Source organism: Acinetobacter sp. YH16038 (assembly GCF_013417275.1).
Classification (GTDB): Bacteria; Pseudomonadota; Gammaproteobacteria; order Pseudomonadales; family Moraxellaceae; genus Acinetobacter.
This window is the reverse complement of the sequence record NZ_VPEG01000009.1, coordinates 40,893-53,898: the sequence shown is the minus strand read 5'-3', so window position 1 is coordinate 53,898 and position 13,006 is coordinate 40,893. Positions and strand designations below refer to the sequence as shown.

At 40.2% G+C, this 13,006-nt stretch carries 10 protein-coding genes; 6 read left to right on the top strand and 4 right to left on the bottom strand.

Annotated elements, in window-relative coordinates:
• Positions 1–3: 3 nt before the first annotated feature.
• The gene (locus tag FTV34_RS05540) at positions 4–924 is read left to right on the top strand and encodes an ABC transporter permease (RefSeq protein WP_159123035.1); all 921 of its coding nucleotides are present in this window, start codon (positions 4–6) and stop codon (positions 922–924) included.
• A 25-nt stretch (positions 925–949) separates the two neighbouring features.
• Positions 950–2,317, top strand: a complete 1,368-nt coding sequence (locus tag FTV34_RS05535) for an amidohydrolase family protein (protein WP_180069204.1) — start codon at positions 950–952, stop codon at positions 2,315–2,317.
• A gap of 36 nt (positions 2,318–2,353) precedes the next feature.
• Here FTV34_RS05535 and FTV34_RS05530 read toward each other — a convergent pair whose 3' ends face one another.
• Positions 2,354–2,953 carry a hypothetical protein gene (locus FTV34_RS05530; RefSeq protein ID WP_180001975.1) on the bottom strand — a complete coding sequence of 200 codons (600 nt, stop codon included), beginning with the start codon at positions 2,951–2,953 and terminating at the stop codon, positions 2,354–2,356.
• An 807-nt stretch (positions 2,954–3,760) separates the two neighbouring features.
• On the opposite strand from FTV34_RS05530, the gene FTV34_RS05525 reads away from it, so the two are divergent.
• The 4 genes from FTV34_RS05525 (at position 3,761) to FTV34_RS05510 (ending at position 10,900) form a co-directional block, all read left to right on the top strand.
• On the top strand, positions 3,761–5,020 hold the full coding sequence (locus FTV34_RS05525) for a carbohydrate porin (protein ID WP_180069202.1): 1,260 nt from the start codon (positions 3,761–3,763) through the stop codon (positions 5,018–5,020).
• A gap of 166 nt (positions 5,021–5,186) precedes the next feature.
• Entirely contained in the window at positions 5,187–7,589 is a 2,403-nt protein-coding gene (locus tag FTV34_RS05520) for a glucose/quinate/shikimate family membrane-bound PQQ-dependent dehydrogenase (RefSeq protein ID WP_180069200.1), read from the top strand.
• 232 nt (positions 7,590–7,821) lie between these two features.
• A complete protein-coding gene (locus tag FTV34_RS05515; protein ID WP_180069198.1) occupies positions 7,822–9,954 on the top strand; it encodes a TonB-dependent receptor in 2,133 nt (710 codons plus the stop codon).
• A 655-nt stretch (positions 9,955–10,609) separates the two neighbouring features.
• A complete protein-coding gene (locus tag FTV34_RS05510; protein ID WP_004785797.1) occupies positions 10,610–10,900 on the top strand; it encodes a hypothetical protein in 291 nt (96 codons plus the stop codon).
• A gap of 203 nt (positions 10,901–11,103) precedes the next feature.
• On the opposite strand, the gene FTV34_RS05505 is transcribed toward FTV34_RS05510, so the two are convergent.
• From FTV34_RS05505 to FTV34_RS05495, 3 genes are all read right to left on the bottom strand, one after another.
• Positions 11,104–11,547, bottom strand: coding sequence for a BLUF domain-containing protein (locus tag FTV34_RS05505; protein WP_180069197.1), 444 nt, complete (start codon positions 11,545–11,547; stop codon positions 11,104–11,106).
• A gap of 216 nt (positions 11,548–11,763) precedes the next feature.
• The gene (locus tag FTV34_RS05500) at positions 11,764–12,771 is read right to left on the bottom strand and encodes an HlyD family secretion protein (protein WP_180069195.1); all 1,008 of its coding nucleotides are present in this window, start codon (positions 12,769–12,771) and stop codon (positions 11,764–11,766) included.
• Positions 12,772–12,805: 34 nt separating this feature from the next.
• Positions 12,806–13,006 (bottom strand): DUF1656 domain-containing protein, encoded by a 201-nt coding sequence (locus FTV34_RS05495; protein WP_180069193.1) that lies wholly within the window; start codon positions 13,004–13,006, stop codon positions 12,806–12,808.

Below are 13,006 nucleotides of genomic sequence, written 5' to 3'. Positions count from 1 at the left end.
AACATGAGTATTGAATTAACCGCAATTGTTGCCGGAACTGTCGCTGCGGCAACGCCATTGATCTTTGCCGGGCTGGGTGAGCTGGTAGCAGAGCGTACCGGTGTCATCAATCTTGGGGTAGAAGGCATGATGCTGGTCGGTGCCATTGCTGGATTTGCTTTCGCTAGCCAGTATGAAGCCAGTGTCGCCAGCGCCTTATTTATGGGCGGATTGGCAGGCACATTGATGGCACTAATTTTTGCATTTTTTACCTTATCTTTAAGCACCAATCAATCCGCCTGTGGTCTGGCACTCACTATTTTTGGGATCGGGATTTCAGCCTTTCTAGGACAGAATTATGTCAGTACGGCCTTACCGGGTCTGGAAAACCTAAAAATTCCGGGACTCGCTGATATTCCATTCATAGGGCCAGTCCTGTTCCAGCAAAACTATGTGGTGTATCTGTCCATTCTTGCTTTTGTGCTGGTGTGGTGGGTACTGAGTAAAACCCGTTTAGGCCTGTTACTGAAAGCTGTTGGGGAGTCTCCGGAAAGCGCACATGCCATGGGCTATAACGTGCTGGCGATTCGCTATGGTGCAGTCATGTTTGGCGGTGCAATGGCAGGTATTGGCGGTGCATTTTTATCTACGGTTTATACCCCAATGTGGATTGAAAATATGGTCGCAGGACGTGGCTGGATTGCAATTGCATTAGTGGTTTTTGCTGCATGGAAACCAACGCGTTTGATGTTGGGTGCCTATCTGTTTGGTGGTGTAACAATTTTGCAGTTTCATGCCCAGGCGCTGGGTCTAGAAGTACCGAATGAACTGTTATCGGCATTGCCATATATCGCAACCATTGTCGTCTTAGTCCTCATTTCACGTGACAAGAAGTTATTGAAACTCAATTTACCAGCGTCACTTGGCAAAACCTTTAGCCCTTAATCGGACAAATCTCAGGAATTACTTTATGAAAATTATGAGCGCGGATTATGTCCTGACCATGAACTCAAACCTGGACTGTATTAAAGATGGTGCCATCCTGATTGATGGTGTTCTCATTAAACAGGTAGGAACATTACAGGAATTAACTCAGCAATATCCTGAAGCTGCAGTTACCCAGTATCCCAAAAGTTTATTGATGCCGGGTTTGATTAATACCCACTGCCACTCAGGCCTGCTCCGCGGTACTGCCGAAGGTTTACCAGTCTGGGACTGGCTGCAGCAATTTATTGACCCGATGCATCGGGTATTAACGCCAGAAGATGCCAAAATTGCCTCCTACCTCTGTTATGCAGAAGCGCTGCTATCCGGCACGACTACTATTGTGGATATGTGGCGTTATATGGAGGGTAGTGCCGAGGCTGCACAGCAATTAGGTATACGTGCAGTACTGGTGCCATATGTGGCTGAACATCCAGATCACAACTATTTTGAAACCCTCAACAGCAATGAAGCTTTAATTCAAAAATGGCATCAAGCTGCAAATGGGCGAATTCAGGTCTGGGTTGGCTTGGAACATCTGTTTTATGCTGAAGAAAAAGCCTTGGCACGTATCCAGAAAATGTGTCATGAATATCAGACGGGTTTTCACACGCATAGCAACGAAAGCAAGTTTGATGTTGAAGAAAACCTTCGACGTTATGGCGTGCGCCCGATCCAGACGCTGGAACAATTGGGCATGCTGGATGTACCTCAATGCCTGTTAGCGCATTGTGTCTGGGCCAATTCAGCAGAGATCGAAATTTTAAAACACTATAATGTTGGTGTCGCACATAACCCGATATCGAATATGAAACTGGCATCTGGCGCCGCCCCCATTACGGAAATGCTTAAACATGGCATTGCTGTAGGATTAGGTACTGATGGCGAGAAAGAAAATAATAATTTAGACATGTTTGAAGAAATGAAAACTGCTTCATTATTGGCGAAGTTTTCCGGTTTGGATGCTGCAGCACTGGATTCATGGTCGGTCTGTCAGATGGCGACCCGTACAGGTGCCAAAGCCTTAGGTATGCAGGATCAGATTGGTTCTTTAGAAGTTGGGAAATTTGCTGATATTATTGCAGTAGATATTGCGACCCCAAGAATGACACCCTTGATTAATCAAGGCCCGTTATTTAATTTACATACCAATCTGGTACATGCAGTACAAGGACAGGATGTACATATGACCATGGTCAACGGTCAGATGGTGGTAGAAAACCGAAAACTGGTACGTGCTGATCTACAAATCTTAATTGATCAGGTCAATCAGGCTGCTCCAGCCTTGTTCCAGCGACGCGCGAGATGGCTCGCAGAACAGGGAAGTGCGGTCAATGAATTACAGCGCCTGTAAATAAAGTTTAAAAACTAACCCTAACTTTAAACAGACTTATCTATGCTCCAGAATGGATAAAAAGGCTTCGATAAAGTTAGGCAGTCTTTTATGATGGATCTGACCGACCTTAATTACTTCATAGGTCAGACCATCAGCCTGAAGGTGGTTACTTTCAGCTTTTAATTTCTGCAATGTTAACTGTAAGCCTTTTAACCATTCTTCAAGCGCCTTGATCGGAATATCATTTTTAAGATCTCCACCTTGCATGGCAGTTTTAAAATGACTCAAGGTCGTACTATCCTTAAAGCAGGCTTCCACCTGATGTTCAGTACTTTCAAATAGGTCATGCTTGATCACAAATAAAAATTTTCCAATCGCTGGTTTAAGCGCGCTGAGATAAATATTTTTTTCATTCAGGGTATATCTTTTATTTCTGGTATTAATAAATTCTGAATTCCAGCCTTGGGACTCTAGAAAATGATCCATTTCAGCGAAGATGAGATCAGTGACTTGTTCCTCAATGCGTTCTGCGAGTTCCTTTAGTTCATGACTGAGCACGATCAGGTTATTTTCCAGCTTTGAGCGCTGGGATTTTTCTTCATCATGCTGCTTGGATTGGGCCAAAATGGCCTGGAAGCGTTGTTCAGGCGTCATGATTTTACTCACTTGATATACAGCCTTGATCACTTAATCATGTGACTGAAAAGCTTTAATTGCAAGCAGGAAAAGAGGGGGATATTGGGGAAGATTTTAAAGTAAAATATATACTTTTACTGACATAAATTATTGTTTTTAAATTTAATAATTATTATTAAAATATTTTTTTATTTGGTTTTAAACTAGAATCATTACATATTTTGTAGCGATTCAATTCAGTTAATGATCATTACTCGTTTTACTCAATATCACCCATTAAAAGATAAAACTTATATAAGGTGGTTAATAAGAATATTGATAGAAAGAATTAAACAAGATATACATCTATAATCTAATATGAATAGCCAATAATTATAATTTTTACATATATTTAAACTTTATTTAGCAGATATCACTCTTTATCTTATTTAATGGGTTTAAGTACCTATATAGATCTAGTTTTTTCTCAATTTTCCTCGCTAAGAAACCCAAGAATAGAACGGCAATGACCATCAAGTTTTAGTATATAAAATGAGCAAAAGACCAAATATTTTTTTATTACGCAATTCGAATTGGTAAATTTTTGTACAAAAGAACTGATGTAGAAAAAATATTTATAGGTAGTATTATTTTTATTAATATTATATTTATTTTCTCTTAAATTATTGAATTTAAAATTTAAAATTTTCTTAAATTAAAATTAACAAAAGAATTAGATTAGCTAAACTTCATAACATTATTAATACTTTTCCTTCATTATTTGAAACTAAAAAATTAAATGAGTGTACTATATTTAGTAAAAACGTGATTAAGGTGAAGCATTTAATGTCTATTTCTCCCTTATCTAAGGCTGTCTATACATCCTTAGTTGGATTGCTATTGGCAAATACAACTACTCAGGCCGCTGATGCATTTAGTGCAGAAAGTCCGTGGATGTTGGGTGACTGGAATGGTCAACGTATCCAGCTTCAAGAGCAGGGCTATGATTTTAGCTTTGGATATACAGGTGAAATGGCGACTTTACTTGACGCGAAACGCTCAAATAGCCATAGCACAGAATATACAGGTCAGTTAAACCTGGGTACTCATCTGGATCTGGAAAAAATTGCTGGCTGGCAAGACACTGAAGCACAAATTACAGTAACTCATCGTGATGGTCGCAACCTTTCGAATACTTCTGATGCGCTTACAGGACATTTAAGTTCAGTTCAGGAAGTATGGGGTCGCGGTCAAACTTGGCGTCTAACAGATTTTTGGATCAAGAAACAATTCTTGGATCAAAAACTGGATGTAAAAGTCGGACGTTTTGGTGAAGGTGAAGACTTTAACAGTTTTGATTGTGACTTCCAGAATCTGGCATTGTGCGGTTCACAAGTGGGTAACTGGGTAGGGGATCAATGGTATAACTGGCCGGTTTCTCAATGGGCTGCGCGGGTTAAATATAACGTTACCCCGGAAGTTTATACCCAGGTCGGTGTCTATGAATATAACCCTGAGAATCTGGAACGCGGCAAAGGCTTTAACCTGAGCACAGACGGATCTAAAGGCGCGATCATTCCTGCAGAAGTGGTCTGGACACCGAAACTGGGTGAGCAAAAACTGCCAGGTGAATATCGTGCCGGGTATTACTACAGTACCGCTGATGCCAGAATATTTGATGGCGTGACTCCACAAGATGAACAAATCCAAAATGGTCATCATCACGGGGGGTGGATTGTAGCTAAGCAACAGCTGACTTCACATCAAGGGGATACATCACGAGGTTTAAGCGGTTTCGTGAACGTCACTGTTCATGACTCTAAAACCAACCAAGTTAGTGATATGCAAAATGTCGGTCTTGTCTACAAAGGTGCGATGAATGCCCGCCCACAGGATGAAATTGCTTTGGGTGTTGCCCGGATCAATATGAACAATGATGTATTGGGTAACCGTAGTGAAGAAGTCGATGCGGAAATCTATTACGGCATTCATGCAACTAACTGGCTGACCATCCGTCCAAACCTGCAATATGTCCATCATGTCGGCGCATATAAAGACGGTGAAAATGTCTGGGTAGGCGGAATCAAGTTTAATACGTCGTTCTAATCGGAGTTTTTAGTTGCAAATACACAATTGATTCTTCCATTACTTTGGGGCATTGATGAACTGATACTCCAAGTATTCATGTATTTATAACTAAGAACTTAACAATATGGTGTCTATGCCGCTTAAGTGCTTAGACGTTCAAGAAATCAAAAAAAAGGTGTTCAATATGAATACTTCGTCTTCAGGTTCAGTACTGAAAACGATTCTGGCAGCTATTGCTGCCATTTTCGGTTTGGTTCTGCTATTTGGAGGAATATATCTGGCAACACTTGGTGGGTCTTGGTACTACATCATTGCCGGTCTGTTCTTCCTGGCGACAGCCGTGTTATTACAAAAACGTAAAAGCACAGCCCTTATTGTTTATGCAGTATTGGTCCTTGGTACAGTGGTATGGGGTCTTTGGGAAGTGGGTTCAGACTTCTTTGCACTGGCACCACGTCTAGATATTTTAGGCCTATTCGGTCTGGCCCTGCTGATTCCTGCAGTGACTCGTGGTTTTGGTGACAGCAAAGCTGCAAAAATGGCGCTGACTGGCTCCCTGGCAATTACGATTGCTGTCATGATTTATTCTGTATTTAATGATCCGCAAGAAATCCGTGGCGAATTAAAATCACAGCAGCCTGCAGTGCATCAGTCTATTCCAGGTATTGCTGACGAAGACTGGCCTGCTTATGGTCGTACTCAATCCGGCCTACGTTATTCTCCATTGAAACAGATTACTGCTGATAACGTAAAAGATCTGGAGTTAGCTTGGGAATTTCATACCGGTGATGTAAAAACGGATAAAGATTCTGGTGAAACGACCAATCAGGTAACCCCGATTAAAGTGGGTAATAACCTGTTTATGTGTACCACTCACCAGTACCTGATTGCACTTGATCCTGCGACGGGTAAGGAAAAATGGCGTTTTGATCCTAAGCTGAAAGCGGACAATACCTTCCAGCATTTAACTTGCCGTGGAGTGTCTTATTACGATGCCAATAACACTACCGGTTTTGAAAGCAGTCTAGCTGCTCGTTCTACAACGTCTGTCGAATGTCCTCAGAAAGTAATCTTACCAGTGAATGACGGACGTTTGGTGGCGGTCAATGCAACTACTGGTAAGGTATGTTCCGACTTTGGTAATAACGGCGAAGTCGATCTGCAAAAAGACATGCCATTCCCATATCCAGGCGGTTATAACCCGACTTCACCTCCTGTGGTGACAGGTACAACCATTATCATCGCCGGTTCAACAACGGATAACTACTCAACTGAAGAACCTTCAGGTGTGATTCGTGGTTATGACGTAAATACCGGTGAATTATTATGGGTATTTGATACTGGTGCAGAAGATCCAAACGCGATTCCAGCTCCTGGTCAAAAATTCGTAAATAACTCACCAAACGCATGGGCGCCATTGGCTTATGATGCACAGTTGGATATTGTCTATGTACCTACAGGTGTAGGCACACCGGATATCTACGGTGGTCACCGTACTGAGCTAGACGAGCGTTATGCAAACTCTATGCTAGCGATTAATGCATCTACCGGTAAATTGATCTGGAACTTCCAGACTACTCACCACGACTTGTGGGATATGGATGTACCAGCACAGCCAACATTGACTGATATCAAAGATAAAAACGGTAATATGGTGCCAGCCATCTACGTGCTGACCAAAACCGGTAATGCCTTTGTATTAGACCGTCGTACAGGTGAAGCGATCGTTCCGATTACTGAAAAACCAGTACCTCAGTCAGTAAAACGCGGTCCGCAAACCAAAGGCGAGTGGTATTCAAAAACTCAACCATTCTCTGACTTTAACCTGGCACCTAAAGATAAATTGACTGATAAAGACATGTGGGGTGCCACTATGTTTGACCAGTTGATGTGTCGTGTATCGTTCAAGAAATTAAACTATGACGGTATTTATACGCCACCATCTGAAAATGGTACGTTAGTGTTTCCGGGTAACCTCGGTGTATTCGAATGGGGCGGTATGTCAGTCAACCCAGACCGTCAAATCGCATTAACCAATCCAATTGGTTTGCCATTTGTATCTCGTCTGATTCCGCAAGATCCGAACCGTAAGCAGACTGCCAAAGGTGCAGGTACTGAAGCGGGGGTACAGCCAATGTATGGCGTGCCTTATGGTGTTGAAATCAGTGCCTTCCTGTCTCCATTCGGCTTACCATGTAAGCAACCTGCATGGGGTTATGTGGCTGGTGTTGATCTGACCAATCATGAAATCGCTTGGAAACGTCGTATCGGTACGATTCGTGACAGTATGCCGGGCATTCCATTGCCTCCATTTAAAATGGGTGTACCAATGTTAGGTGGTCCAATCTCGACTGCAGGTAATGTGATGTTTGTCGGTGCAACTCAAGACAATTACATCCGTGCGATCAACGTGACTAATGGTGATGAGCTGTGGAAAGGTCGTCTACCTGCAGGTGGTCAAGCGACACCAATGACTTATGAAGCCAATGGTAAGCAGTATGTTGTGATTATGGCGGGTGGTCACGGTTCCTTCGGTACCAAAATGGGTGACTCTTTGGTTGCCTATGCACTACCTGACAATAAATAATGAAGTTTTATAGTTAAGTAAAAAAGCCTGATTCGTCAGGCTTTTTTATGCAAAATACAGGCTGTTATGACAATAAAGCTTGATTAGAAAATGATGAACTTTTAGCTCAGCTTTCCTGCAAGTATTCAGTTTGATCTTTTGCAGATGCTGAGTTTTCAAAATTAATAAGACACTTTTAAAACGTTTGAACTCCCATGGCATGAGTGAATGCCAGATATCAGGAATATTAGCTATGCACCTTCATACCACGCGGTTGCCGATGAAATCGACTTTATCCTGTCTGATTGCTTGTATCAGCCAAGGAATTTATGCGGAAGAACCGGTTACAGAGGTACAGCGACTGGCTCCCATTGTGGTTGAAGCAACTCGTACAGATCGTGCCATTCTGGAAACCCCGGCATCTGCCTATTATCTGAATCAGGAACAACAAAATAGCTTAAATGTAAACCTGTCTGAAACCTTAAAAGGTGTACCAGGTTTGCAACTCAATAACCGCGAAAATTATGCTCAGGATCTACAGATTTCAATACGGGGCTTCGGTGCACGTTCGACTTTCGGTGTGCGAGGAGTACGTTTATATGTAGATGGTATTCCAGCCACCATGCCAGATGGGCAGGGGCAAACCTCGAATATTGACTTGAATAGTTTGGATCATATTGAAGTGCTGAGTGGTCCATTTTCCTCGCTATATGGTAATTCTTCTGGTGGAACCATCCTGACACAAAGCCGTGAAGGGCAGGGACCTGATTCAGTCACTTTAGGATATTCGGGTGGCAGTCAGAATAAAGGCCAAACGAACCTGGTGCTACAAGGTGGTTCAGAGAATGCTTCTGAACCAAGCTATATCATCAGTTCATCTTATTTTGATACGGATGGTTTCCGTGACCATAGCGGTGCACATAAAGTACTGAACAATGCCAAGCTGACTTGGGATCTGGAGGATGGATCTAAAATTAACTGGGTCAATAACTATGTCAAAATTGTAGCAGATGATCCGAGTGGTTTAGAAAAAAAAGATTGGAAAGCTAATCCAAAGCAAATAGACAGTAGAATTCAGGGATTTAATACGAGAAAAGAAATTGAACAGTTTCAAACAGGTCTGACTTGGAGTAAGCCAGTCAATGATCAGCATGAATTATATGGTATGGCATATTGGGGACAGCGTGAGGTTGTTCAGTATCAATCAATTTCTAAGTTTTTTCAGTCATTAGAAAAGCACCCGGGCGGTGTGATTGATTTTGACCGTCAGTTTTATGGAGCAGACTTACGCTGGACAGGTAAAGATATACTTCAAAATACCAAACTGATTGCAGGTGTTGCAATTGATGGCATGACTGAAGATCGTAAAGGATATAAAAACTTCATTGGTAGCACTTTAGGAGTTAAAGGTGAGTTGCGTCGTGATGAAGACAATACCTTATGGAATGCCGATCCATATCTGCAAGCTTCTTATAACTTTGCACCTGATTGGACGCTGGATGCCGGGATACGTTATAGCAATGTGCATTTTAAATCAGAAGATCATTATATTACCGAGTCGAATGGCGATAATTCAGGTAAAACGACTTATGAGAAGTTGCTGCCTTCAGTTGCATTAAGTTGGAAAATTTTTCCTGAATTAATGACTTATGCAAGCTATGCACAAGGTTTTGAAACACCAACATTTACCGAAATGGCTTATCCGGCTGATGGTAGCAATGATGTATTAAGCTTAAAAGCGGCTGAAAGTGAAACTTATGAACTGGGATTAAAATCTGCGAATCGCTTTGGTGATTTCACTGCCGCGATTTTCCATACTAGCACTCAGGATGATATTGTTTCTGCAGTTAATGATAATGGGCGTTCGACTTTCCGTAATGCAGATAAAACGTTAAGAAAAGGGCTGGAACTGTCCTGGAGTAAAGATCTTTGGCGTGGTCTGGCAGCTCAAGCCAGCTATAGCTATATTGATGCAACTTTTGATGCAGATATTCCGGAAATTCTAGGCAAAGACGGAAAAGTGGCTGTAGTGAAAATTCCCAATGGAAACTATATTCCTGGGATTGCCAAGAATCAGGCTTTCTTAAGTTTGGGATGGAAGCCTGAGAATGGCTTTAATGCAGGTCTCGATGTGCGTTATTCAGACCAGATTTTTGTGAATGATATTAACTCTGAAGTTGCACCAAGTTATACAGTGGCTGGGGCTAATGTAGGCTATAACTGGAATGTCAAAGATTTGTCTATAAAAACGTTTGCACGCGTAGATAATCTGTTTGATAAGGATTATTCAGGTTCAGTCATTGTGAACGAAAGCAATGGTCGTTTCTATGAACCTGCAGAAGGACGTAACTGGAGTGCTGGGTTAAGCGTGACAAAAGAGTTTTAATTTAAATCTGACTTAAGCTTTATCTATCTATTCAAGATTAATGTTCACATATGAATGTCCGCCAAGATCAGCAATAAGTGCGAATCTATGGCGGACATTTCTATTTGAAGCTAATATATAATACGTTTCGTATAATATATATTATGTTAAATAGGAGTTTCAAATATAGTTATTTCAATATCATTGGATTTAATCCCACATAAATGACTTATATTTTTAAATAAAGCCTAAATAAATACTCTCTTGGTCTCTTTGTTCTTCCTTCAAACATTCAAATCTCGATAATGATCTAAGATCTGGATCGATCCTTTGAGTAAATAAAATTTTCAGACTCTATAAGGTATAAATCGTTGAAAAATCTTTTCTCGGGACAATTTAGCTCTTTGACTAAAGCTTGATGAATAGCTTTACTCAGTTCTATTCTATGTAGTTCGATTGTTTTATTTAAAGCATAAATTTTTATTTGAGACATTGTTTTCTACGCTCTTATAGTTACAGTTTTAATTATAGTGTGCGCTTTAATCTGGCTAGCGTTGTTGTTCAGCATCATTCATAAAAAGTTCAATTATTTATACAAAACAACTAAATGCTGCCCTGTCTAAATTGATAAAATTCTGGTCCTCTATAAAAAACTTGAAGATCGATAAGGACTAAAGTGAACAGACAACATGATTTACCTGAACTAAGTAAATATAGTGAGCTAAGTAGCGATGAACAAGTAGCTATTCATCAAATGCTTATCTCTTACGTACGCTCAGATCACTTTTATAATATTATCTTGACTCACAATGTTGAACCCTATGACTTGGTTAAGCTTGTAAGTATTAGTTTTGAGAATAGAGACGCAGCTATCTGGGTTCATTTCGAAACAATAACTGCTGAAAGACTAACTATGCCTCTGGATTTTATTTCAAGAATAGAAATATGTAATCAGGAAATATTTTAAATACTGAGAATTGAAGTGCTGGAATTTATTTAAGTTGTCTCGGAATTTTAAATCTATTAAAAAATAGAGATGGCTAACCATCTCTATTTTTTAAAACTAAAAATTTAATTATTATATAAATTTCAACAACTTAAAATTATAAATATAACATGTAATATAGCAATTTCTTTAAATTAACATATCACATGCTACATCTAATCTGATTAGGCCATCACCTGGGCTTTGTATAAATCATCTTCGTGCTGTCTGAGTAATTCTATAAAAGCAGGAATAGTGTCTGGACCCAGGAGATAAGGATTAAATCCATCATGATGATTCTTGATAAAGAACTCAATGAGATCATTATGAACATTGGCATACTTCATGTGCCAACTAGAAAAAAGATATGAGTCGATTAGTTCATAAGAAAGAATTTCACAGTTCTTATGGCGTGGATCTTTGACTATTCGATTATAGAAAAGGTCTTTTACACTTTCTTCAGTGCCTTCCAAACACTGGACAAAATAATTATTTCCGAAATAGAGTGCACCAAAGATTTTGTGTAACTCATTAAATTCTAAGGCTTCTGTTAAAATATTATAAAGTTCAGAAGTAGAGTATCTCTCATCTTTGAACTTACTTACATATAAAAGCCTTACGTCATTCATAATAAAAAATTCCTCCTGTTTAAAAAAAGTTCATACGAAAATATAAAAATTTGAACGAATGGTCAATAAAAATGTAATGACAAGGTAATTTATTGATTGAATTATATACTTCTTATTATTACTATTTTTATATAGCTATTTGATCTTTTTAAATCAGGATTCATAACAAGGTTCTCTTTTCGTCAAGAACCTTGTGTTATTGAATTACAGGTCAGTTTATTTTTCTTGCTTTTCTATATGCACTGTTGCTGTTCGCCCTGCAACGAAGGCAAGTTCATTCTTTGGTAATTCATCCAGAATAATCTTAACAGGGACACGTTGGGCTAAACGTACCCAACTAAAGGTTGGATTTACATTCGCTAAAAGACCTGAACCAGCAGTACGTTCGCGATCTTCAATCCCCGAGGCAATACCTTGCACATGGCCCTTAAGTTTTTGCGAATCACCCATCAGCTGAATTGTAGCTGGTGCTCCCACATAAATTTTATCCAGTTTGGTTTCTTCAAAATAACCCACTACATAGAGTTGTTTGCGATCTAGTAATGCTGCAACCGCTTGGCCAACTTTGACATAGTTCCCTTCTTTTAATTCAAAATTTGATAATGTCCCATTTGCCGGAGCAACAACTTCTGAACGATGTAAATTAAGTTGCGCGAGATTGAGGTTATTTTCAGCGACTTGTATTAATGCCTTTTGCTGTTCGATATTCGCTTTGGCCTGTTCGATTGCAGCTAAGGACTGCTCATGCTCGGCATGTGATTCATCTCGTGCAGCAAAAATCTGATCCTGTTCCTGTTTTGAAATAGCACCATCCATTAAGCTTGAATAACGGTTCGCATTTTTGTCTGCCAGATGAATACTCGCCTGGGATTTCACGACATTGGCTTTAGCGTTCGCCAGTTCAGCCTCAGCTTGCGCTAAACCTGCTTTCGCTTTCGCAAGATCCGCACGAGCTTCTTCAACATCTAGTTCTTGACGTTCAACATCAATTTTAAATAATGGCTGCCCTTTCTTGATGGTCTGGTTATCTTGCACCAGTACTTCTGTGACCAGGCCTGAAATATCTGATGACACCTGAATTACATCACCACGTACACGCCCGTCCCTCGTCCATGGCTCAGAATTATAATAATTCCAGATATGTCGAATCACTAAAATGGCGAGAACAGCCACTACCGTCAAAAGTACAGGTCGCAAATATTTGCGTAAATTGACAGATGTCATATACGGTTTTCCTCAATCATTTTAATATCAGACTTCATAGTAATAAGCCTGTCCAATGGACGGCGCCCAGCAAAAGTACGTAAATGCATAAGTAGAAGATATTTGGCATGATGATCCAGTCATTTGCGACTAGCCTGTCTAGCCATTTCATCAAGATTCTAAGCAGAACATAGGCAATCACAGCTTGAATTAATAAAATCGGCACATACACACCATAGATATTCAGCTCTCCCAT

Excerpts from the sequence above, each read along its gene's own strand:
- FTV34_RS05540 (WP_159123035.1), top strand. The coding sequence starts at position 4 with ATGAGTATTGAATTAACCGCAATTGTTGCCGGAACTGTCGCTGCGGCA.
- FTV34_RS05535 (WP_180069204.1), top strand. The coding sequence starts at position 950 with ATGAAAATTATGAGCGCGGATTATGTCCTGACCATGAACTCAAACCTG.
- FTV34_RS05530 (WP_180001975.1), bottom strand. The coding sequence starts at position 2,953 with ATGACGCCTGAACAACGCTTCCAGGCCATTTTGGCCCAATCCAAGCAG.
- FTV34_RS05525 (WP_180069202.1), top strand. The coding sequence starts at position 3,761 with ATGTCTATTTCTCCCTTATCTAAGGCTGTCTATACATCCTTAGTTGGA.
- FTV34_RS05520 (WP_180069200.1), top strand. The coding sequence starts at position 5,187 with ATGAATACTTCGTCTTCAGGTTCAGTACTGAAAACGATTCTGGCAGCT.
- FTV34_RS05515 (WP_180069198.1), top strand. The coding sequence starts at position 7,822 with ATGCACCTTCATACCACGCGGTTGCCGATGAAATCGACTTTATCCTGT.
- FTV34_RS05505 (WP_180069197.1), bottom strand. The coding sequence starts at position 11,547 with ATGAATGACGTAAGGCTTTTATATGTAAGTAAGTTCAAAGATGAGAGA.
- FTV34_RS05500 (WP_180069195.1), bottom strand. The coding sequence starts at position 12,771 with ATGACATCTGTCAATTTACGCAAATATTTGCGACCTGTACTTTTGACG.
- FTV34_RS05495 (WP_180069193.1), bottom strand. The coding sequence starts at position 13,006 with ATGGGAGAGCTGAATATCTATGGTGTGTATGTGCCGATTTTATTAATT.